This window comes from Streptomyces mirabilis, assembly GCF_018310535.1.
GTDB lineage: Bacteria > Actinomycetota > Actinomycetes > Streptomycetales > Streptomycetaceae > Streptomyces.
In genome coordinates this window covers 479,788-501,291 of sequence record NZ_CP074102.1, presented here as the reverse complement: position 1 = coordinate 501,291, position 21,504 = coordinate 479,788, and the positions used below count along the sequence as shown (strand labels likewise).

General features: G+C 70.1%; 22 protein-coding genes and 1 riboswitch. Of the genes, 13 read left to right on the top strand and 9 right to left on the bottom strand.

Annotation, left to right across the window (positions count from 1 at the left end; genetic code table 11):
* Window positions 1-80: 80 nt before the first annotated feature.
* A complete protein-coding gene (locus tag SMIR_RS02255) occupies window positions 81-1,121 on the bottom strand; it encodes a zinc-dependent alcohol dehydrogenase (protein WP_168497805.1) in 1,041 nt (346 codons plus the stop codon).
* A 375-nt stretch (window positions 1,122-1,496) separates the two neighbouring features.
* Between SMIR_RS02255 and SMIR_RS02250 the strand changes: the two genes are divergently transcribed.
* The 3 genes from SMIR_RS02250 to SMIR_RS02240 all read left to right on the top strand — a co-directional run bounded on the left by SMIR_RS02250 (window position 1,497) and on the right by SMIR_RS02240 (window position 4,494).
* On the top strand, window positions 1,497-2,021 hold the full coding sequence (locus SMIR_RS02250) for a MarR family winged helix-turn-helix transcriptional regulator (RefSeq protein ID WP_168497807.1): 525 nt from the start codon (window positions 1,497-1,499) through the stop codon (window positions 2,019-2,021).
* Between the two features lie 330 nt (window positions 2,022-2,351).
* Entirely contained in the window at window positions 2,352-3,068 is a 717-nt protein-coding gene (locus SMIR_RS02245) for a response regulator transcription factor (protein WP_168497809.1), read from the top strand.
* Between the two features lie 163 nt (window positions 3,069-3,231).
* Window positions 3,232-4,494: an NAD(P)/FAD-dependent oxidoreductase gene (locus tag SMIR_RS02240; RefSeq protein ID WP_211118868.1), complete on the top strand. Its 1,263-nt coding sequence runs from the start codon at window positions 3,232-3,234 to the stop codon at window positions 4,492-4,494.
* A 55-nt stretch (window positions 4,495-4,549) separates the two neighbouring features.
* On the opposite strand, the gene SMIR_RS02235 is transcribed toward SMIR_RS02240, so the two are convergent.
* A complete protein-coding gene (locus tag SMIR_RS02235) occupies window positions 4,550-6,067 on the bottom strand; it encodes an MFS transporter (RefSeq protein ID WP_168497812.1) in 1,518 nt (505 codons plus the stop codon).
* Window positions 6,068-6,191: 124 nt separating this feature from the next.
* Here SMIR_RS02235 and SMIR_RS02230 point away from each other — a divergent pair, with 124 nt between their 5' ends.
* The 3 genes from SMIR_RS02230 (at window position 6,192) to SMIR_RS02220 (ending at window position 8,707) form a co-directional block, all read left to right on the top strand.
* Window positions 6,192-7,412, top strand: coding sequence for a cytochrome P450 (locus SMIR_RS02230; protein ID WP_168497814.1), 1,221 nt, complete (start codon window positions 6,192-6,194; stop codon window positions 7,410-7,412).
* A 6-nt stretch (window positions 7,413-7,418) separates the two neighbouring features.
* Complete coding sequence (locus SMIR_RS02225) at window positions 7,419-8,102, top strand: TetR/AcrR family transcriptional regulator (protein WP_168497816.1); 684 nt, start codon at window positions 7,419-7,421, stop codon at window positions 8,100-8,102.
* 119 nt (window positions 8,103-8,221) lie between these two features.
* On the top strand, window positions 8,222-8,707 hold the full coding sequence (locus SMIR_RS02220; RefSeq protein ID WP_168497818.1) for a hypothetical protein: 486 nt from the start codon (window positions 8,222-8,224) through the stop codon (window positions 8,705-8,707).
* A 55-nt stretch (window positions 8,708-8,762) separates the two neighbouring features.
* Here SMIR_RS02220 and SMIR_RS02215 read toward each other — a convergent pair whose 3' ends face one another.
* The 3 genes from SMIR_RS02215 to SMIR_RS02205 form a co-directional block, all read right to left on the bottom strand.
* Window positions 8,763-10,064, bottom strand: a complete 1,302-nt coding sequence (locus SMIR_RS02215) for a YhgE/Pip domain-containing protein (protein WP_212726372.1) — start codon at window positions 10,062-10,064, stop codon at window positions 8,763-8,765.
* Between the two features lie 190 nt (window positions 10,065-10,254).
* Window positions 10,255-11,697, bottom strand: coding sequence for a DHA2 family efflux MFS transporter permease subunit (locus SMIR_RS02210; RefSeq protein ID WP_212726371.1), 1,443 nt, complete (start codon window positions 11,695-11,697; stop codon window positions 10,255-10,257).
* A 66-nt stretch (window positions 11,698-11,763) separates the two neighbouring features.
* On the bottom strand, window positions 11,764-12,207 hold the full coding sequence (locus tag SMIR_RS02205; protein ID WP_168497824.1) for a DUF3291 domain-containing protein: 444 nt from the start codon (window positions 12,205-12,207) through the stop codon (window positions 11,764-11,766).
* Between the two features lie 122 nt (window positions 12,208-12,329).
* Between SMIR_RS02205 and SMIR_RS02200 the strand changes: the two genes are divergently transcribed.
* Window positions 12,330-12,956 (top strand): MerR family transcriptional regulator, encoded by a 627-nt coding sequence (locus tag SMIR_RS02200; RefSeq protein ID WP_168497826.1) that lies wholly within the window; start codon window positions 12,330-12,332, stop codon window positions 12,954-12,956.
* 113 nt (window positions 12,957-13,069) lie between these two features.
* Here SMIR_RS02200 and SMIR_RS02195 read toward each other — a convergent pair whose 3' ends face one another.
* On the bottom strand, window positions 13,070-13,543 hold the full coding sequence (locus SMIR_RS02195; protein ID WP_168497828.1) for a hypothetical protein: 474 nt from the start codon (window positions 13,541-13,543) through the stop codon (window positions 13,070-13,072).
* Between the two features lie 307 nt (window positions 13,544-13,850).
* Between SMIR_RS02195 and SMIR_RS02190 the strand changes: the two genes are divergently transcribed.
* Complete coding sequence (locus SMIR_RS02190; protein ID WP_212726370.1) at window positions 13,851-14,735, top strand: dioxygenase family protein; 885 nt, start codon at window positions 13,851-13,853, stop codon at window positions 14,733-14,735.
* 55 nt (window positions 14,736-14,790) lie between these two features.
* Complete coding sequence (locus SMIR_RS02185) at window positions 14,791-15,585, top strand: maleylpyruvate isomerase family mycothiol-dependent enzyme (protein WP_212726369.1); 795 nt, start codon at window positions 14,791-14,793, stop codon at window positions 15,583-15,585.
* A 131-nt stretch (window positions 15,586-15,716) separates the two neighbouring features.
* On the opposite strand, the gene SMIR_RS02180 is transcribed toward SMIR_RS02185, so the two are convergent.
* A complete protein-coding gene (locus SMIR_RS02180) occupies window positions 15,717-16,262 on the bottom strand; it encodes a MarR family winged helix-turn-helix transcriptional regulator (protein ID WP_168497834.1) in 546 nt (181 codons plus the stop codon).
* A 157-nt stretch (window positions 16,263-16,419) separates the two neighbouring features.
* Between SMIR_RS02180 and SMIR_RS02175 the strand changes: the two genes are divergently transcribed.
* The gene (locus tag SMIR_RS02175; RefSeq protein ID WP_168497836.1) at window positions 16,420-16,935 is read left to right on the top strand and encodes a YceI family protein; all 516 of its coding nucleotides are present in this window, start codon (window positions 16,420-16,422) and stop codon (window positions 16,933-16,935) included.
* 65 nt (window positions 16,936-17,000) lie between these two features.
* Here the strand turns inward: SMIR_RS02175 and SMIR_RS02170 are convergent, their stop codons facing one another.
* Both SMIR_RS02170 and SMIR_RS44795 read right to left on the bottom strand, forming a co-directional pair.
* Window positions 17,001-17,690 carry a glutathione S-transferase C-terminal domain-containing protein gene (locus SMIR_RS02170; RefSeq protein ID WP_168497838.1) on the bottom strand — a complete coding sequence of 230 codons (690 nt, stop codon included), beginning with the start codon at window positions 17,688-17,690 and terminating at the stop codon, window positions 17,001-17,003.
* Window positions 17,691-17,842: 152 nt separating this feature from the next.
* Window positions 17,843-17,917 (bottom strand): putative leader peptide, encoded by a 75-nt coding sequence (locus SMIR_RS44795; RefSeq protein WP_351299548.1) that lies wholly within the window; start codon window positions 17,915-17,917, stop codon window positions 17,843-17,845.
* Between the two features lie 36 nt (window positions 17,918-17,953).
* A riboswitch (SAM riboswitch) is annotated at window positions 17,954-18,100 on the bottom strand.
* 465 nt (window positions 18,101-18,565) lie between these two features.
* Between SMIR_RS44795 and SMIR_RS02165 the strand changes: the two genes are divergently transcribed.
* The 3 genes from SMIR_RS02165 to SMIR_RS02155 all read left to right on the top strand — a co-directional run bounded on the left by SMIR_RS02165 (window position 18,566) and on the right by SMIR_RS02155 (window position 21,488).
* Window positions 18,566-19,531, top strand: a complete 966-nt coding sequence (locus tag SMIR_RS02165) for an amino acid ABC transporter permease (protein WP_212726368.1) — start codon at window positions 18,566-18,568, stop codon at window positions 19,529-19,531.
* Window positions 19,528-20,352 (top strand): amino acid ABC transporter ATP-binding protein, encoded by an 825-nt coding sequence (locus tag SMIR_RS02160; RefSeq protein WP_212726367.1) that lies wholly within the window; start codon window positions 19,528-19,530, stop codon window positions 20,350-20,352. Before SMIR_RS02165 ends, SMIR_RS02160 begins: the two co-directional genes overlap by 4 nt.
* Window positions 20,353-20,462: 110 nt before the next feature.
* A complete protein-coding gene (locus tag SMIR_RS02155; protein ID WP_168497843.1) occupies window positions 20,463-21,488 on the top strand; it encodes an ABC transporter substrate-binding protein in 1,026 nt (341 codons plus the stop codon).
* The last annotated feature ends 16 nt before the right edge of the window (window positions 21,489-21,504 follow it).

The following is a 21,504-nucleotide window of genomic DNA, read 5'->3' as shown; positions in this document are numbered from 1 at the left end:
CCGGTCTTTGAGGGGCGCGGGCACTGCTCGACCAGCCCCCACGCACCCACACCCACACCCGACAAAGCTCCGCGGGACTACTACTTGTCGTCGAAGGTCACGACGACCTTCTCCGCCGCACCCGGCGTCAGCGCGAGCTCGAACGCGTGCTTGGCGTCACCGAAGGGAACACGGTGGCTGATGAGCTTGGCGAAGCGCTCGTGGTGCTCGACGAGTTCGGGGGTGACCTCGAAGATCTCGGTGGGGTAGCCCTGCGAGGCGATGAGCGTCAGCTCACTGCGGAGCATCCCACCGAGATCGATCGCGTCGGACTTCTTCTGCACGGCCACCATGACCAGCTTGGCCCCCCACTTCGCCGACTCGACCGTGGTGTTGATGACGGCGGCGACACCGGCCGCGTCGATGTAGATGTCGGTGGCGGGACGGGGCTGCCCGAGCGCGTTCGCGGCCTGGCCGTGCAGCTCGGTCAGCCGCTCGGTCACCTTCTCCTCGGCGGAGTTGATGACGGCGTCGGCGCCGACGGCGAGCGCGGTCTCCAGACGCTCGGGGATGACGTCGGCGACCGTGACGTGCTGGATGCCCCGCAGCTTCAGCCAGATCGCCGCGCCGAGACCGATCGGACCGGCGCCGAAGATCACGACCTTGTCGGTCGGCTCGGCCCCGGACCGGTTGACGCAGTGGCGGGCGACGGCCATGGGCTCGTTGAGGGCCGCGACGTCGAAGGGAACGGTCCCGGGGAACACGGCGACGCTCTTGCCGATCTCGGCGTTCTCGATGAGGAGGTACTCGGTGAGGGCGCCGTACTTGCCGCCGCAGCCGATGATGCCGGAAGGGGCGTCCTGGGGGTTGACCACCACACGGTCGCCCACCTTCAGGTCCTCGACCTCGGCGCCGACCTCGACGATCTCACCCGCGGGCTCGTGACCGAGGGGGATGGAGACCATGGAGCCGTCGGGGCCGAAGGGCGCGCCGCCGATGTGCAGGAAGAAGGTGTCGGTTCCACAGATGCCACAGGCGCGGATGCGCATGAGGACGTCCTTGGGACCGGGTACGGGGCGCTCGACCTCGACGATGTCGATGGCGTTGACGGGGCCGGTCTGTACGGACTTCATGGTGGCCATGGAGGGGTTCACTTTCTGAAGACGCTGCGACAGTTGCTTGCTTCTGGCTGGGACGAGCCGGGACCGGTGCGCGCGGTTCGCGACCCGATCGGATCAGGGGCCGTCATCAGACGGCGGACAGGGGAGAGGTGACGCGGATCGGTGCCCTCGGGCCCGGCGGCGGACGGGGGAGTGAAACCGGCCGCCGGGCCCGGGGCTGCGCCGTCCCCGTCCCCACGGGTTCGGCGCGGCGAGGCCGCCTCCGCTCGAGGAGGCCCCGGTCTGTGTGTCGGCCACCGGCTTACTTGAGTCAGGCAAACATATGTGAAGTACTTGAGTCAAGCAAATGATTCCCTAAGTTACTTGACTCAGGCAATCATATGCTAGACTGAGCCCATGCCCACACCGCCGCCCGCAGACGTCCCCGTCTCGACCGCCATGATGGAGATCGAGCGCGCACTGAGCCGCATCACCTACCTGGCCAGAGGGATCCGCCAGCACGATCGGCTGATGGCGCTGGCCGGAGTGGCGCTGGACCGCGCCGCGACGGCGCTGCTGCGGCAGATCGCCGACTCCGAGCCCATGCGCCCCGGCGAGCTGGCGGCCCGGCTGGCCGTTGAGGCGTCCCACATCACCCGGCAGGTGCAGCAGCTGCAGAAGGCCGGTCTCGTGACCCGGGTTCCGGACCCCGACGACCGCCGTGCGCAGCGCATTCAGATCACCCCGGCAGGCGAGGAGGCGGTCCACCGCGTCCGCGAGGCGAGCACGCGGGGTATGCAGATGGCTCTGGCGGACTGGTCGCCGCAGGAGCTGCAGCAGCTCGCCGGCCTGTTCCACCGGATGGTGGACGACTTCCTCTCCTACGCCATCGAGGACGAGGAGACCTCCCGGGAGCCGGCCGGGGCTGCCCACCCGGCTTGATCCACCGTTCAACAGCAACCCACGCACCCCGCCGAACCGCCCGCGGCAACCCGCACCACCCCCAGCCCGACCACTCGGAAGTGCCGCCCCTGGAGCCCGCTCAGAAGTGCCGCAGCACACTCCACGGTGGCGGACGTCCCTTCGGGGACCCGCGGAGGAGTCCCCGTGAGTGCACCGTTCCCCTCACCCGTACGCGTCCGACGTACCCCTCCCGCCGCACGGCGGACCCGGCGGAGACCTCCGACCGCGCCCCTCTCGTCGCTCGGTGTCGCTCCCGCGTGAAGTTCGGCCCTACACGAATGGTCTTTCCATGTCACGAATGGTCTTTCCATGTACGGATACGTGAGTGAGCGGCGGTCGCCGGTGCGTGGGCAGGGTCAGCATGTCCTCGTGGTCGTCGACGGACCCGAAATCACCGAACTGCTCTCGACCACACTGGAATTGGCGGGCTATCACGTCAAAGTCGCGGCCGACGGCGCCGAGTTGACGGCCCAGCTCGCCGAGCACCACTTCGACCTGGTGGTCCTCGATACGATGACGACCGACCTGGGCGGCGTCCCCCGCAGACACCGGCTCGCGCCCACCGGGCGACCGCCCGTGCTGTTCCTCACCGAGTGCGACTTTCTGGGCAGTCTCATCCCCGATCTCGGCCTGGGCGAGGTGGACTACGTCACCAAGCCCTTCCGGATCGCCGAGGTGCTGGCCCGGGTGCAGGTACTGCTGCGCGGCAGGGGCGCGGGGCGCGGGGACGGCTCGCCCCACTATGGCGACCTGGTCCTCGACGACGCGGCCTGTCAGGCGCGGCGCGGACAGCGGGTGCTCGATCTGACCCCCGCCGAGTACCGGCTGCTGCGGCATCTGCTGGTCAACGCGGAACAGGTCTTCTCGAAGAACCAGATCAGCCGGCACGTCTGGGGTGAGGTCCGTGCCGAGAACGCGATCGAGAAGCTCGTGTCCCGCCTTCGACGCAAGGTGAACCAGGAGGAACCGGCCCTCATCCACACCCGCCGGGGCTTCGGCTACTGGTTAGGCCGCGCCACCCTCTGAAACCGCAAGCATGTGACCTCGATCACGTCAGCTTGAAGTCAGGGAAAAGGCCGGAGGGTGTCAGCCCGGTTCGGTTGCCTGGGCTCAACCAGGTCTTCAACCGGGTCTTCGACTACCTTGTTCGGCCTGCGGCTGAGGTCGGACCCCACGACCGAGGAGTGACATGGCCGACACACAATGGCGTGATGATCCGGCTGATGGACAGGCGAGGCGGATTCTGGTCGTCGGCGCCTCGGCCGCCGGGCTCGCGGCGGTGGAGACACTGCGCGGGGAGGGGTACGACGGCACGCTCACCCTGGTCGGTGAGGAGGCGCACGCGCCGTACGACCGGCCGCCGCTGTCGAAGCAGGTCCTCGGCGCGCAGTGGGAGCCCGAACGACTGGCGCTGCGCGCGCAGGCGGAGGTGGACGGGCTGGATCTCGATCTGCGGCTGGGGGTCGCCGCGACGGCTCTCGACCCGGCCGCCCGTACGGTCCTGCTGGCCGACGGCACGCAACTGTCGTACGACGGTCTGATCGTGGCCACCGGGGTGCGCCCGCGCAGGCTCCCCGGCGAGGGCGCTCACGTACTGCGCACGGTGGACGACGCGCTCACGCTGCGGGAACGGCTGGGACACGGACGGCGACTCGTGATCGTCGGTGCCGGGTTCCTCGGTGCGGAGGCCGCCGCCGTGGCGCGCGGCATGGGCACGGAGGTCACACTTCTCGAACCGGCACCGGTTCCGCTGGCGCACGCGGTGGGCGAGGAGGTCGGACGGGTGTTCGCGGCGGCCCACCTGGAGCACGGCGTCGATCTGCGGACCGGTGTGATCGTCACCGAGGTGACGGAGGACGGTGTGCGGCTCGCGGGCGGTGAACTCGTGGACGCCGACGAGGTGTTGGTCACGATCGGATGTGTGCCGAACACCGGGTGGCTCGCGGGCAGTGGCCTCAAGGTGGCCGACGGCCTGGTGTGCGACCGGTTCTGCGCGGCCGGGCCGGGGGTGTACGGGGCGGGGGACGTCGCCCGTTGGTACAACCCGTTGTTCGGTACGTCGATGCGGATCGAGCACCGGACCAACGCCGCCGAGCAGGGCAGCACCGCCGCCTACAACCTGCTCCACCCCGGGGCCCGCAGGCCCTTCGCCCCGATGCCGTACTTCTGGTCGGACCAGTACGACATGAAGGTGCAGTCGTTCGGCCATCTGCGCGGGCACGACGAGATCGTCGTGGTGGAGGGCGAGATGAGCGAGCGCCGGTTCCTGGCCATCTACCGCACCGGTGACCGGCTGGCCGGAGCCCTCGCGGTCGGGATGCCGCCGAAGGCCATGCGTCCCTGGCGGCAGGCCATTGCCACCGGCACCAGCTGGCACGAGGCGATCAGGGCGTGGGCATGGGCGACGGACGCCGATGCCAAGGAGGTCGTCCACGGCGAACCCTCGTTCTGAGTACCGCCCGCAGGCGGGCCCGTGTGTCGCCACGCGGGCCCCATCGGCCCGTGGCCTACGGCCTCGTCTCCACGGCCGTACCCGCCGAAGTGCCCGCGGAAGTGTCCTCGGGTGTGGACGGCTCCCCGGTCACCGTAGTCGACGGGGTGCCGGCGAGCGGGCTTCGGCGGGGCAGGCAGGCGGCGAAGCCGAAGGCGACCAGGGCGGCACCGGAGCCGATGGCCATGACCACCCGGAAGGCGTTCTCCGAGGGCAGGGCCACGGAGCCGAACGTGGTGGTCATCTGGGCCAGGGTGACACCCGCGACCGCGCTGGAGACCGAGGTGCCGATGGACCGCATCAGTGTGTTGAGGCTGTTGGCTGCGGCGGTTTCCGACACCGGCACGGCCCCCATGACGAGCGAGGGCATCGCGCCGTAGGCGAGCCCGACGCCGGCCCCGATGATGCTGGAGACGAGGACGAGCTGCCAGATGGCGGACATCAGCGTGACGCTGAGGCCGTAGCCGGCGGCGACCACGAGGGCGCCGAGCATCAGCGTCACCTTGGGCCCCTTGGCCTTGGAGATCCGCGCGGACAGCGGTGCCGTGGCCATCATCACCAGGCCGTTGGGCGCCATGACCAGGCCGACGACCATCATCGACTGCCCGAGGCCGTAGCCGGTGGCCTTCGGCAGTTGCAGGAGCTGCGGCAGCACCAGGGCCATGGCGAACATCGAGAAGCCGAACACGGCGGAGGCGAGATTGGTGAACAGCACCTGACGCCGCGCGGTGGTCCGAAGGTCCACCAGCGGCTGCCCCGCACGCAGTTCCCAGCGGCCCCACACCAGCAGCACGGCGACGGCCACCGTGAACAGGGCGAGGGTCGTGGCGCTCGCCCAGCCCCAGTCGGCGCCCTTGGAGATCGCCAGCAACAGGCACAGCAGCGCGGCCGACAGCCCGGCCGCGCCCACCAGGTCGAAGCGTCCGCCGGTGCGCATGGACGACTCCGGTACGAGCGTCACGACGAGTACGGCCGCCACCACGCCGAAGCCCGCCGCGGTCCAGAACAGCAGGTGCCAGTCCGCGTGATCGGCGAGAAACGCGGCCGCGGGCAGACCGAGCGCGGCACCGATGCCCAGCGAGGCGCTCATCATCGCGGTCGCCCCGCCGAGCCGCTCGGCCGGCAGTTCGTCGCGCATGATGCTGATCCCGAGCGCGATCACACCGGCCGACAGGCCCTGCAGGGTCCGTCCGACGACCATCGGGGCCAGGCTGTCGCTGAGCGCGCACACGGCGGATCCGGCCACCAGCATGGCGAGGCTCGCCAGAAGCATCCGCCGCTTGCCGTACATGTCGCCGAGACGCCCCACCACCGGGGTCGCGACGGCGCCCGCGAGCAGGGTGGCCGTGATCGCCCACGTGGTGTCCGAGGCCGAGGCGCCCAGGTACCCGGGAAGCTCTGGGACCAAGGGGATCACCAGGGTCTGCATCAGCGAGACGACGATCCCGGCGAAGGCCAGCACCGCCACGACGGTGTCCGGCCGTGGCGGACCGCTCGTCCCGGAGTCGGAGGGGTGAGCAAGGGCCTCGGGCATGGCGGAGCCTCCGTCTGGGTGCTGCGATGGCCGGATTTTAAGTCAGTTGATTGACTTAGATTACTGGCTGAGGTTGCCTGATCGTGTGGAGACGGCTGAATCGGAGGAGACGGAGGAGACCGCGATGGACGTACGTGACGACGAGCCGGCGTTGACCTACCCGATCCCCGGCGCGACACCGCTGGGACCACCGCAGGAGTGGGCGAGACTGCGACAGCGGTGCCCGGTGGCGCGCGTGACCCTGCCCAGCGGCGACGAGGCATCCCTGCTGACCCGCTACGCGGACGTCAGGCAGGTGCTTTCCGATCCCCGCTTCAGCCGCCTGCTGAACGCGGACGACGCCGCCCGGATCTCCGCCACCGAATCGGGTGGGGCCTTCAACAACGAGATGTCCAACGCCATGCCGCAGACCGGCGAGGCCCACCGGCGCTGGCGGCGGATGGTGAGCAAGTGGTTCACCGCCAAGAGGATGGCCGCGCTGCGCCCGGGAATGGAGGCGATGGCCGACCGCCTCCTCGACACCATGGTGGAGCACGGCCAACCCGCCGACCTGAAGGCCCACTTGGCCTTTCCGCTGCCGGTGTGGGTGATCTGCGATCTGCTCGGCGTTCCCGACGAGGACCGGGACCGGTTCTCCTACTGGTCGGACACCCTGCTCAACCTCACCAAGTACCCGCAGGCGGAAATCGACGCGGCACAGGCCGAGTTCGTCGCCTACATGACCGTCCATGTCGGCGCCAAGCGGGCGCACCCGGGTGACGACCTGCTCAGCGACCTCCTCACGGCCACCGACCCGACCGGATACCGGCTCACGGAGCAGGAGTTGGTGTACACCGGCCAGGGCCTGCTGGTCGCCGGGCACGAGACCACGGCGAACATGATCGGGAAGATGGTCGCCATGCTGCTGGCCGACCGGCGGCACTGGGAGCGGCTGCTCGGAGACCCGTCGCTGGTGCGGCCAGCGGTCGAGGAGGCGCTGCGCATGGACGCCAACCCGGGACTCGGCATGCCGCGTTACATCGGCGAGGAAACCGAGGTCGGCGACACGGTACTGCCCAAGGGCACCACCGTGCTGTGCAGCATGGCCGCCGCGAACCGGGACGAGACCGCCTTCGAGGACGCCGGGGAGATGATCCTCGACCGTACCCCGAACACCCATCTGGCGTTCGGCGTCGGCCCGCACTCCTGCCTGGGACAGGCGCTCGCCCGGACCGAGCTGGGGGCCGTCCTCGACGTACTGCTGCGTAGGCTTCCCTCGCTCGATCTGGCCGTTCCGGTCGAGGAGCTGCGACGGCTCGAGGGACTGGTCGTCGGAGGGCTGCGCGAGGTCCCGGTGAGGTGGTGACCGGCCATGGCGGCCAGAACCGTACGGGCCGAACAGGTCAGTGCGACGCGTGAGTCGATCCTGACCGCGGCGGAGCGGCTGTACGCCGAGCAGGGGGTGTACGCGGTCTCCAATCGCCAGGTCAGCGAGGCCGCGGGGCAGGGCAACAACGCCGCCGTCGGCTATCACTTCGGCACCAAGGCCGACCTGGTGCGGGCGATCGTGCGCAAGCACTTCGTGCGGATCGAGCAGGTGCGCCTGCGGCTGCTGGCCGAGATCGACGAGGAGAGCGCCGACATCCGCGACTGGGTGACCTGCCTCGTACACCCCCTCACCGAACATCTGGCCGAGCTCGGCCGGCCCTCCTGGTACGCCCGCTTCACCGCGCAGGTGATGACCGACCCGGCGCTGCGCCAGATCGTGATCGACGAGACCCTCAGCTCCCCGTCGATGCGGATGGTCCTCGAACGGCTGCACCGGTGCCTCTCCGACCTGCCGGTCGAAGTGCACGCCGAGCGCAGTGACATGGCGCGGGAGCTGATGGTGCACATGTGTGCCGAGCGCGAGCGATCCCTCGCCGACAACACCCCCACGCCCCGGTCCAGTTGGCACGACACCGGACTCGGCCTGACCGATGCCGTCGTCGCGCTGTGGCTGGCCCCGATCACACCCTGCCCGCGTCGGCGGCGGGGTGAGATCTGCCGCGACTGATCCCGCCCGACACGGACCGGAGGACGTCGTCCTGGCAGCCCGTCGTGAACAGGGCCCGACGTCCCTTCGTATCTCCCTTCGAGTACGCGCGAACCGCACCGCAGAAGGAAAGAGACGACGTGCCCCAGCAGCGACGGCAAGGACGCCTCGGCCGAACGCCTTCCCCCACCCGCCTCGTACGCAGGGCCGCGGTCGCCGGGGGCCTCGCCCTGCTTCCCCTGGCCGTGGGCTGCGACGCCGGAGGGGAGGAGGCGGCGGACGAGCGCAAGGCGTCGAAGAAGACCGCCGCCGTCGAGGTGGTGGCGCCCGCGGACGTCGAGGTGATCGCGAACCTCACCGGATGCAAGGTCACGATCCGCATCGACGCGCAGGAACTCCGCGAGGGTGCCTGCCACACCGAGACCGGCGACTACCTCATCACGACGTTCCCCGAAGAGCGCTACAAACTGACCTGGCTGGACAGCGCCGCGATCTACGGCGGCACCTATCTCGTCGGCCCGCGCTGGGCGATCAGCGCACAGCCGAAGGTCCTCGAACCGCTGCGCGCGAAGGTCGGTGGAACCGTCCAGCGACTGCGAGGTTCCGACGCCACGACAGGGCCTTGACGGGAATCCGCCCCCAGGGTGCGCCCGCCCTCTCCGCGTGACGTCTTCTGCGGGATCAGTCGGAGGGTTGGGGGGTGAGGCGCTGTAGTCCCTTGCGGTCGTAGTAGCGGGTCATGGCGAGGCCGAAGAGGAGGGCGAGCGCGGCGCCGACGGCGATCATGATCCAGGCGCGGGTGAGGCCCGCGTCGGCGCGGGCGTCGAAGAAGAGGATGGCGCGGACACCGACGCTGAGTTGGCGCATGGGTTCGAAGATGCTCAGGAAACGGTAGAAGGCCGGGACGGCTTCGAGGGGCACGGTGGAACCGGAGGAGGGCAGGCCCAGGACGATGAACACGAACATGGAGACGAGTTGGCCGATGCCCCCGAAGGCGGCGTTGATGGCCTGCACGCCCAGGCCGACCGCCAGCGACGCGCAGTAGGAGTAGACCCACAGCAGCGGCAGGTGCGAGGCGTCCATGCCGAGGATCCCGACGGTGGCGATCACGACCAGTGTGGTGGTGAGGACGGTGATCCCGGCAGTCATGACCATCTTCAGCAGCAGCGTCTGGGTGCGGCTGATGGGCACGGTGGGACGGCGGGTGTGCCAGGGGCCGATCTCGTTGTCGGCGTAGCCGAGGGCGGTGTCGACGCCGTTGCTGATGACGTTGCCGCCGAGGAACCCGGCGAGGACGAGGAGCAGGGTGTAGTAGAACGCGCTCAGTCCCAGGCCGCTGTGGTCCCCGATCGGGTGGCCGACCTGGGTGGCTACGGCGACGGGGTCGGCAAGCACGAGTCGGGTGGTGGCGTCGGCCTGTGCGGTGGCGGGGGAAGCCATCAGCTGCTCGCCGATGGCCAGGGAGGCCTGCTGGGCGGCCTGTTGGGTGATCCGGCTCGCGAGGGAGGAGCCGAGGCTGCCCATGCCGGGGTTGGTGAGCACCGTCAGGGTGGGCCGCGTGGTGGCGTTCGCGGTGGTGAGGGCGGCGGTGGTGGTCGTGAAGTCGGCGGGGACGACCAGGGCGCCGTAGATCTTGCCGGAGGCCAGTCTGTCCTGGGCCTGGGCGAGAGTGAGGTGTTGCCAGTCGGCCTTGCCGGAGGTGCCGGAGGTGCCGGCGGTGACCGAGCGGCTGATCTGTGTGCCGAGGTTCGTGGTCTGCCCGGGCAGCGGTCCGCCCTGGTCGGTGTTGACGATGCCGATGGGCAGGTGGCGCAGTTCCCCGTTCGGGTTCACGATGCCGCCCATGTAGAGCAGCGAGAGCAGAAACGCCAGCAGCCCGCACAGCACGGTCGGCACCAGCCACAGCTTCGGTCGGTGCAGGAGCGCGGCGGCGCTCGCCCGGACGGGGGTGTCGTCGGCGGTGGGCGTGCTGTCGGCGGCCATGGCTCTCCGTGGGTGGGTGCGGCGCGGACCTGCGTGGGCGGGTACTGGCGCCCGTACCAGGCCAGGATGGGGGCTGCGGCGGCGCGGCGGACAGCGACGCGCCGCGCACGGAGCGCCACGGTGGCACCGCGCCTCTCACGGAGCACCACGGGGCCCCGCGCCTCTCACGGAGCGCCGAGCGGACCGGCGTTCACACGTCCGCCCCCTCCGACCGCGGCCTGCGCGGGATGCCCAGCGCGCACACCGCGCCCACGAGGACGACCGCGACGCCGACCCACACCGCCGGGTGCAGACCGGCGATGAACCGCTGGGGCGTGCCCATGCTGCCGTGGGCGACGAAGACCGAGCTGAGGACCGCGATACCGAGGGCGCCGCCGATCTCGCGGACGGTGGTGTTGGCGCCGGAGGCCTTGCCGGCGTGCTCCTTGCTGACCGAGCCGAGAACGACCGCGGCCGTCGGGGCGAACACGAGGCCCATACCGACACCGGCGACGATCATCGGGGCGACGAGGGAGGAGTACGGGGTGTCGATGTCCGCGACCACGTCGATCCAGCCGAGACCCACGCCCTGGAGGAAGAGCCCGAGGGCCATCAGCCGGCCGCCGCCCACCCGGTCGGAGAGCAGTCCGGCGACGGGGGCGACGAACATGGGCATCAGGGTCCAGGCGAGGGTGCGCACTCCGGCTTCGAACGGTGTGCGCTGCGGCACCATCTGGAGGTACTGGGCGAGCAGGAACAGTGAACCGAAGACGCCGAAGTACATCGCCGCGGAGACGACGTTGGTCAGGGTGAAGGCCCGTACCCGGTAGAACGAGAGCGGCAGCATCGGCTCGGGAACCCGCGCCTCCCAGGCAACGAAGGCGGCGAGCAGTGCCGCGCCCCCCAGGAACGCCCCCAGCACCTTCGCCGACGTCCAGCCGTCCGTGTCGCCGTGCACGATGCCCCACACCACGGCGCACAGTCCGGCGGCCGCGAGGACCATCCCGATCAGGTCGAGGCGGATGCCCGGAAGCGAGCTCTCGCGCAGGGTGAGCAGGATGAGCGGTACGGCCACGACCCCCACCGGCACGTTGATCCAGAAGATCCACCGCCAGTCCAGCCCGTCGACCACCGCGCCGCCGACCACCGGGCCCATCGCCACCGCCAGCCCGCTGATGCCCGACCACAGACCGAGTGCGAGGCCGCGCAGCCGCTCCGGCACGGCCTGGGAGAGCAGGGTCAGCGACAGCGGCATCACGGCCGCGGCACCGAAGCCCTGGACGGCGCGGTAGGTGATCAACTGCGCGCTGCTGTCGGCCAGTCCGCAGCCGGCGGAGGCCAGGGTGAAGACGACGATGCCGATCACGAAGACCCGTCGGCGTCCGAACCTGTCGCCCAGGGCGGCACCCGTCATCAGCAGACAGGCGAAGCTGAGCACGTACGCGTTGACGAACCACTGGAGCTGCTGGGTGGACGCCTCCAGGTCCACGGCCAGGGTGCGCAGTGCCGTGGAGACGACGAGGTTGTCCAGCGCGACCATGAACATGGGCACGCTGCACGCGACGATCGCGAGCCACAGCGGCACCCTTCGTCGTTCGCGCGCCCGGGCGACCGGGGGGTCGTCCAATGCCGGGCTTTCCTTGGACAGCGTCATGTCGGTACGTCTCCTTGGGAGATGACGAGTCGGTCCAGGGGAGGGGCGGGGAGGAGCGGGGGAGTGTCAGGCGGTGCCGGGTCCGGCGCCCGAGGGTCCGCGCTCGCCGGTGGCGTCGGCGCGCTCCTGCTCGGCGAGCCGTCGCCGGGCGTCCGCCCAGTCGAGGGGGAGTTCCGAGGCCGGAAGCTCCCAGAAGGTGAAGACCGAGCCGCTCGTCGTGGACCGCAGCCCGGTCATGATCGAGCGGTGCGGTTCGGTCTTCGCGTACGTGTAGAGGGCCCGCTTGTCCTCCCAGGCCGACAGCGTCCAGAAGGTGCGCTTGAGCGGCTGGGCGACGAGCGTGGCGCCGTACGCGCCGGGCGCGCTCTTCACCTGCTTCCACGCGGCCAGGGACCGCAGGAAGAAGCGCGGTACGTCACGGAAGGAACGGACCTCGAAGCGCGAGGCCATGACGAACGCCCGCGAGTCCGGTGCGGGCACGTTGACGGTGGTCCAGGGGAGTGTGGGCACGGTGGCGCCTTCTTCCACGGAGGCAGGACGACGGACGGAGGTCCAGGGGAGCGCTCATTGGATACCTCCGCTATCCATGTTAGACAGTAGAGGTATCCAATGACCAGAGCGGAGCCGATCCGATGCGTATGTCCGAGCTGAGCCGCCTCAGTGGGGTCTCCGTCACGACGATCAAGTACTACCTCCGAGAGGGGCTGCTCCCGGCCGGCCGGCAACTGTCGGCGACCCAGGCCGAGTACGACGGGAACCATCTGCGCAGGCTCCGTCTGATCCGCGCGCTGACCGGCGTCCGGGGGCTGTCCGTCAATACCACCCGGGAGGTCCTGGGGGCCCTGGCGGAGCGCGCCGGCGACACCCATCGCCTGCTCGGGCTCACCCTCGGTTCGATCGGGCCCGCCGAGGATTCCGCGCAGGACTCCACTGAACGGGCCGAAGTCGACGCGCTCGTGGAGGAGTTGGGCTGGGACGTCCACGAGTCGGCGCCCGCGCGGGCGACTCTGGCCGAGACCCTGGGCTCGCTGCGCGGCCTCGGTGTCCCGCTCGACCGGAGCGCACTCGTGCCGTACGCCCGGCTGGCCGAACGGACCGCGGCGCTCGACCTCGACCAACTGGACGGAATCGACGACCCGCTGGAACTGGCCGAGCGCGCGCTGCTGCTCACGGTCCTGCTCGAACCCGCGCTGATGGCGCTGCGGCGCATGGCCCAGGAGGACGAGTCGGCGCGGCGCCACGGGGGCGGTCGCCGTTGACCGGACCGTCGCCGTTGATCCGACGGTCGCCGTTGATCGGACGGTCGCCATGGGGCGGACGGTGTGGTCCGGATGATGCTGACCGGGGAGCGCCGGTCAGGTGGCCGTCGCGATCAGTGCGGGTCTTCGGGGAGACAGTTGAGCAGGGCGTTCAGACCGTCGTGGTCGAGGACGGAGACGCCGAGGGCCACGGTCATCACCGCCAGCAGATGCAGGGCCCCCGGGAGGTCGGCGTCGGCGGCGCGGGTCAGGGACTCCGTGTCGCCCGCGGCCCAGGCCCGGACTGCCTGCCCGAAGGCGAACTCGTAGTGCGGGGGAGCCGCCGTGGCCGCCTGCTCGGCGGCCCGGCCCACGTCGCGGGCCGCGGGTTGGGCGGTCAGGGTGAGGCGCAGGGTGACGTCCATGACGGCACAGAGATGGGTGTACGTGTCGTCGAGGGCGGTCTCGTCCAGGGTGTCCAGAGCCTTGGCGACTGCCCGCGCGTCGCCGTCGGTGTACCCGCGCAGCAGGAGCAACGCGGTGTGCCGGGCGGGGTGGGGGCCGGTGATCCGGTCGTTCGGCGAGGGAACGGAGGGATGGTGCGACACGCGGTGGACTCCTTCGGCGGGCAGCCCGAACTCCGGACGGTCCACCGCTGAGCTGCGCCTGACCGTGGACTCCTGCCGACCCTAGTGAAGCCCGTCGGCCACCGCGTCCAACGGGCGTCCGATCACGCATACGAAGATCGGACTACTTCCGATTGCGTACGGCGTCGTCTTTCTCGGGGCCTCCAGCGCCACCATCCGCGGCCGTTTGGTTGACGTCTCAAGTGGGACGACCTACAGTCAAACTTGAAGGTTCAACTTAAAACCTGAGCCCGCGAGCCGGGGCACCCTCACTCACGTAAGGACCGGCATGAACTCCCTCCTCGATCCCGAGGTGCCCGCCGGAGCGTACGACCGGTTCCTGGTCGACGCGCTGCCGCGAGCCCGGTCCCAGCGCGTGTGGACGCCCGCGGACGGACCCCTTCCCGCGCTGTACCTGAGCCACGGCGCGCCCCCGCTGTTCGACGACGGGCCGTGGCTGCGGGAACTGTTCGAGTGGGCCCAGTCCCTGCCGAAGCCGAAGAGCGTCCTGATCGTCTCCGCGCACTGGGAGGCGGCACCGCTGTGCCTCTCCGCCCCGGCGGCGCACACCCCGCTCGTCTACGACTTCGGCGGCTTCCACCCGCGCTACTACACGATGACGTACGACACTCCCGACGCGACCGCCCTCGCGCACCGCGTGGCCGGGACCATGCCGGACGGCGAGCCGCTGTACCAGCACCCCTCCCGCGGTCTCGACCACGGCGCCTGGGTGCCGCTGATGGCCATGTACCCCTTGGGTGACATCCCGGTGCTCCAGCTCAGCATGCCCACCCACGACCCCGGTCGGCTCCTCGAACTCGGCGCCCGGCTCGGCACGTTGCGGGAGGAGGGCGTCCTCGTGATCGGCTCGGGGTTCATGACGCACGGACTGCCCTTCATCACCCGCGAGATGCTGACACGGGGCGAAGTGCCGGGCTGGTCCTCGGACTTCGACACCTGGGTCGCCGACGCGCTCGCCCGCGGGGACGTCGACGAACTCGCGGCCTTCCGGACCAGGGCGCCCGGTATGCCGTACGCCCATCCGACGGTCGACCACTACATCCCGCTGTTCGTCACGCTGGGCGCCGCCCCGAGTGCCGACCGGGCGGTGCGCACCACCGTCGATGGTTTCATGATGGGCTTCTCCAAGCGGTCCTTCCAGACCGCGGTGTGAACCCTTGAACCCTCCGTACCGACACAGACCGCTTTCACCTCAACGGAGTTGAGACATGAACGACCGTGCCGACCAGACCATCGACGCCCTGCGCGGCGGACACGACTACCTGACCGCCGTGGTGCACGGGCTCGCCACCGCCGACCTCACCCGGCCGTCCGGGGCGTCTGAGTGGGACGTGTCCCAGGTCCTCAGCCACCTGGGCAGCGGCGCGGAGATCGGCCTGGCCTCCCTGGAGGGCGCGCTGAACCGAACCGGGCCCAAGGGCGGCGACTTCAACAAGTCGGTGTGGGCGCGCTGGGACGCGATGTCCCCGGTCGAGCGCGCCGAGAGCTTCGTGACCGCCAACGAGGCGCTGGTGCGTGGGTACGAGGCTCTCGACCCGCGGGCCCGTGCCGAACTCCGGGTCGACCTCGGCTTCCTGCCCGCGCCCGTGGACGTCGCGACGGTGGCGGGTCTGCGGCTCGGCGAGTTCACCCACCACACCTGGGACGTGGAGGTGGCCTTCGACCGTACGGCGGTCCTGGCGCCCGCCGCGGTCGAGCCCCTCCTCGACCAGGCCGGACTGCTCATAGGCTTCCTCGGCAAGGTCGAGGCCCTCGGTGGACGGCGGGTTCGCCTCGCCGTCCACACCACCGCTCCGCGGCGCGCGTTCGGGCTCGACCTGGTCGACGCGGTCGTGCTCACCGACGAGCCTGGCGAGCCCGACGCCGTCCTGAGCGCACCGTCGGAGTGGTGGCTGCGGCTCGTCACCGGCCGCCATGCCGCCGACCACACCCCGGCCGAGGTGACCCTCAAGGGAGACGCTCTCACCCTCGACGACCTGCGACGCGTCTTCCCCGGGTTCTGATCCGCCGCTTCGCCCCAGGCATCCGCCGGTCCGCCCCCCGGCATCCGTCGGTTCGCCCCCCGATACCCGGCGTTCCGCGCCGCCCGGCGTCCAACTCCGGGCCCCCGTAGGCCTGTCCGGCCCTGAAGGGGCTACTTCCTCGGCCCCGCGGGGGCCGCATCGCCACCCTCGACCTGCCCGGAGTCCGCACCGGGACGCGGCGAGGGTGGCAACAAGTCGTGCAGTGCCTCGTACCGCTGCGCGCAGGCCGTCTGCGCGATGGCCTGCGAGACGGCGTCGGCCAGCGGCCCGGTGGACTCGCGCAGCAGCCGCCGCGCCTTGTCCGTGAGGACCACCTCGATACCGCGCCGGTCGCTGCACGCAGACCGCCGTGTGATCAGTCCCGCGTGCTGCAGACACGCCACCTGATAGGTCAGCCGCGTCTTGGGGCGGCCCAGCAGTTCCGCGATCTGGGTCATCCGCAGGCTGGACCCGGGCTGGTCGGCCAGCAGGCACAGCACCAGGAACTCGTCGTGCGAGACGTCGAGGGTGTCCTTGACGCGGGCGCGCAGCTGCTGCTCGATCGCCCCGGCCGCCGCCAGGAGACGCATCCAGGCCCGCAGCGGGGCGGGCAGCAGCTCACTGTCACCCGACGGCTCGTGTTCGGGCAGGTCAGCGGGGGCGGAAGGGTCGGCCATAGTGTCCCAGTCTACCGGTTGTCCAAATTTGAAGAACCGGCTAGCGTGGAGTCATCCAAATTTGGATGACCGCGTTGTCCCCACAGTCCCCGTGTGCCGCGCGCCCCCGTGCGTCGCGCACCCCTGTGCACCGCCCGTAACCGTCTGGAGAACTCTCATGACCGTCGCCGTCGAAACCGGCCTGTGGCAGCTCGACCCCGCCCGTACCGTCGTCGCCATCAAGCACAAGACGATGTGGGGCATGGTCACCGTGAAGGGCACCTTCACGGGAGTCACCGGAGAGGGCGAGGTACAGCCCGACGGGACCGCCCGCGGCACCATCACCCTGGACGTCGCGTCCCTGGACACGAAGAACGCCAAGCGGGACAAGCACCTCCGCTCCGTCGACCTCTTCGACGCCGACCGCCACCCCACGATCACCTTCGCCGTCCGCGACGCCGTCCTCGGTCAGGACGACACCGTGGAGATCAACGGGCAGCTGACCGTGCGCGGCATCAGCCGGCCGCAGCCCGTCACCGGCCGCGTGACCGGGGCGAGCGCCGACAGCGTCACGCTCACCGCGGAGTTCACCGTGGACCGCGATCAGTTCGACATGGGCTGGAACCAGATGGGCATGATCCGCGGCCTGACGACCGTCACCGGCACGCTCGTCTTCACCCGCGCCAAGGCCTGAGCCGACGCGGCGCCGGGGCCCGGGCCCTGCGGCCCTACCGGCCCCGGCGACCTTGGCGTACGCGCTCAGCGCACCTTTCCGTGGAAGGCAGGGTGGGCGTCGAGCCGACGTACGTAGTCCCGGAGCCGACCGAACGGGGCGAGGGATTCCGTCGGGTCGAATCGGGTCAGGGCCACCCAGAGGTCGACGTCCGCGGCCGTCAGCTCGTCGCCCAACGCGTAGGCTCGCGGGGCGAGTTGCCGGTCCAGTGACTGGAGTGCCGTCGTGCGCGCAAGCGGCGGCGCGGTGGGAGTGACGTCCCGGTCGAGAAGTTCGCGCAGGGCGTCGATGTCCGCGGTGAGGGCCGGTGGGTTCAGCCGGGGGAGGCGGGCGTCGTTCTGGCAGACCGGCAGCCCGGCGAGGTCACGCAGGATGTCGGGCGTGTGGTTGCTCACGATCCGTCCGCTCCAACGGTCGCACAGCGCGGGCGCGGTGAGCGGACCGTCGTAGTGGTGCCAGGTGGCCTCGTACGCGCCGCGCAGTGCGGCGAACGCGTCGGGTGTCTCGGCGGGAAGCGTCAGCAGCGTGGTGGCGACCGAGTCGTGGAGACCGAGCAGCTCCAGGGTGACCGAGATGCGCAGCGAACGCGGACAGCCCTCGGTGAGGTACAGCTGATAGCGGTGCGGCGCCGGGTAGAAACCGCCGGCCAGGCCGACGCCGATGCGGCTGCGGATGCGGTGGGGGCGAGGCGCGGCGAGCGAGACTGTCTTGGGCATGACTCTCCAGGGAACGTCGAAGCCCCCGCGGCCCGTTGGGCGGCGGTGGCGGAACGGAGTGACTGCGCTGACGTACGGACCGGTCCGGATCGTGGGACGTGCCCGACCGGACGGACCGCATGGACCAGTACGCGCTGGACGGACCGCCTGGACTAGTACGCGCTGGAGACCCGCTGCAGATCGATGTGCAGGCGCCTGGTCAGACCGTTCGTGCTCCTCCTGGCCATTCCTATCGCTCCCGTGTCCGGGGCTCGCGAGAGGCGAGACCACGCTTGTCCCGCCGCACCGGCGGAACCCGGTCGTCACCCGGGGCACCCCGTCGCGGTGGAAGGGTTGCCTGTCAGTGGGCCGGGGCCGATAACCGCGTCGAACGGGAGAAACCCGCACGACGGGCGCTGACAATCGTGACCGTCCCCGTCAGTCTCGGTCCGGTCCGCGGAGCCGTCAAGAAGGCATATGCGCGGTCTCACCACGTGGTCATTCCGGCCGGTGCGCGTTGACATTCGTTTGGGGCCATGCCTAACTTACGCCGCATCGGACCGGATCGATTCCGGTGCGTTCGAGGCCCAGCGGGGCGGAACGGTGACGGTGAACGCGATGTACGCAGCTGACGGGACGACCGCTTCGCGGCGCCACGGCTGCGCCGCCACCGCACTGTGTTGTACCTCCCGCGGCGCCCGCTGTCTCTGTCAGGGCTGACCGCTTCCGCCTTCCGCGACGTTGAACGTCCGCACGGCTCAACATCCCTTGCCCGCCACCCTGTCGGTGCGCTGCCGGTGAGCCTCCCCCTCCGTACTCCCTGACATCCGTCTGTCCCCGCGCGCACCGCCGTCGTACGGGCCGCGGCGGTGTGTCCGCATTCGTTGGAGCCCTCCATGAGTGAATCCCTGGGCTCCGCCGTGCCGTTGAGCACGACGGAGCCCCGCCCGGCCGCGGCACAGCGCGTGCTGCCCCTGCGCCACCCCGGCCGCTGGATCGCCTCGGCGATCGTGCTCGTCGTGGTCGCCCAGATCGTCCACGGGCTGGCGACCAACCCCTTCTTCCAGTGGGACAGGTTCCAGTACTGGTTCCTGCGTCCCGCGATCCTCGACGGCCTGCTCATCACCCTCGAAGTGACCCTCTACAGCGCCGTGTTGGGCCTGCTCGGCGGCATCCTGCTCGCCCTGGCCCGGCTCTCCAGGAGCCCCGTGCTGCGCGCGGTGAGCTGGATCTACATCTGGCTGTTCCGCTCGGTGCCGCTCATCGTCGTCCTGCTCTTCCTCTACAACTTCAGCGCGCTCTACAAGACGCTGAGCCTCGGTGTCCCCTTCGGCCCCGCCTTCCTCACCTTCGACGAGTCCCGGCTCGCCACCGACATGGTCGTCGCGGTCGTCGGATTGAGCCTCAACGAGGCGGCGTACGCGGCGGAAGTGGTCCGCGGCGGCATCCTCTCCGTCGACCAGGGCCAGCACGAGGCGGCCTCCGCACTCGGTCTGCCCAAGGGCTACCAGTTCAGGAAGATCGTGTTCCCGCAGGCGCTGCGCTCCATCACCCCGAACTACGTCAACCAGCTGATCGGCCTGATCAAGGGCACCTCGCTGGTCTTCTACGTCTCGCTGCTCGACCTCTTCGGCTCGGTGCAGAGCATGGGATCCACCTACCCCGGCGACATCGTGCCGCTGCTGCTGGTCGCCACCGCCTGGTACCTGATCCTCACGAGCGTCGTGTCCGTCGTCCAGTTCTACGTCGAGCGGTACTACTCGCGGGGCGCGCTGCGCTCCCTCCCGCCGACCCCGTTGCGGAAGGTCCGTACCGCTCTGCGTGACCTGCGGGCCCGGGTCCGCAAGGAGGCGGCGATATGACCGGCGAGACGCTCGCGATCCGACCGGCCGCCGTCGAGGTGCGCGATGTGCACAAGTGGTACGGCACCCAACGCGTACTGAACGGAGTGGAGTTGACGGTACGGCCCGGAGAGGTCACCGTGATCCTCGGTCCGTCCGGCTCCGGCAAGTCCACCCTCCTCAGGGTGATCAACCACCTGGAGAAGCCCGAGATCGGCCATGTCAGCCTGAACGGCGAGCTGATCGGCGTACGCCGGCACGGCGAGCGAAGCAAGATGGGGGTCCCCCCGGCCGAAGGCCGGGGGAGGCTCAAGGAGCTGACCGAGCGGGCGATCCTGGCCCAGCGCGGCCGGATCGGGTTCGTCTTCCAGAACTTCAACCTGTTCCCGCATCTGACGGTGCTGGACAACGTGGCGGCCGCGCCGGTGGCGACCCGACGGCTGAAGCGGCCCGAGGCCCGGGAACTCGCGCGCACCCTCCTCGACCGCGTGGGTCTCGCCGACAAGGCCGACGCCTACCCACGGCAGTTGTCGGGCGGCCAGCAGCAGCGGGTCGCCATCGCCCGCGCCCTCGCGCTGCGACCCGGAGTCATCCTCTTCGACGAACCCACCTCAGCCCTCGACCCGGAGCTGGTCGGTGAGGTGCTCGCCGTCATCAAGGACCTGGCCACCAGCGGCACCACGCTCGTCATCGTGACCCACGAGATCGGCTTCGCCCGCGAGGTGGCCGACCGGATCGTCTTCCTCGACGAGGGCCGCGTCGTCGAACAGGGCTCGCCCACCGAGGTGTTGGACCACCCAGCACACGAGCGGACCAGGGACTTCCTGAGCAAGGTCCTCTGAACTTCCCTCCCTCACCTCACCTTCACCCACCGCCCCTGCACCCACCTCACCTTCATCCACCACGCCTTCCCTCACCACACGTCACTCACGAACATCGGACAAGGACAGCCATGCACACCCTCACCCTCCGCAGCAGACTCCTCCGTGGCCTCACCGCCTCCACCGCCGTCGCCGCCCTCGCCGCCGGGCTCGCCGCCTGCGGGGGCGAGAGCGACGCGGCGACCACCTCCGACAGCGCTGCCTCCGGCACCGTCACCGTGGGCGCGCTCTCCAACGGCGCCGCGCGGCAGACCGACCTCAAGGTGTCCGAGGTCAAGTCCATCAGCGCCGAGCTGCCCAAGTCGGTCGCCAAGAGCGGCAAGCTGGTCGTCGGCGTCGGCGCGCTGCCCGCCGGGTTCCCGCCGCTGGCGTACGTCGGCCAGGACCAGAAGACCCTCACGGGTGCCGAACCCGACCTCGGCCGACTGGTCGCCGCGGTCCTCGGACTGAAGGCGGAGGTGAGGAACTCGACCTGGGAGAATCTGTTCGTGGGCATCGACAGCGGCAAGGTCGACGTCGCCTTCTCCAACGTCACGGACACCGAGGAGCGCAAGAAGAAGTACGAGTTCGCCTCCTACCGGCAGGACAACCTCGCCTTCGAGGTGCTGAAGAAGAGCACCTGGAACTTCGCCGGCGACTACGAGAACCTGGCCGGCAAGACCGTCTCCGTGAGCGCGGGAACCAACCAGGAGAAGATCCTGCTCGAGTGGAAGGCAAAGCTGGCGAAGGAGGGCAAGAAGCTCAACATCAAGTACTTCCAGGACAGCAACAGCACCTATCTGGCACTGTCCAGCGGGAAGATCGACGCCTCCTTCGGGCCCAACCCCGGTATCTCGTACCACATCACCCAGACGGCGAAGACGCCCAACCCGACCCGCAACGCAGGCAAGTTCTCCGGCGCGGGCGCGACCCTCCAGGGGCTGATCGCGGCCACCGCGAAGAAGGACAGCGGGCTGGCCAAGCCGGTCGCCGACGCGATCGACCACCTGATCAAGGACGGGCAGTACGCCAAGTGGCTCGCCGCCTGGAACCTCTCCAACGAGGCCGTCAGCACCTCGCGGATCAACCCGCCCGGCCTGCCGCTCGACAACTCCTGACCGCTTCCCGGAGGTC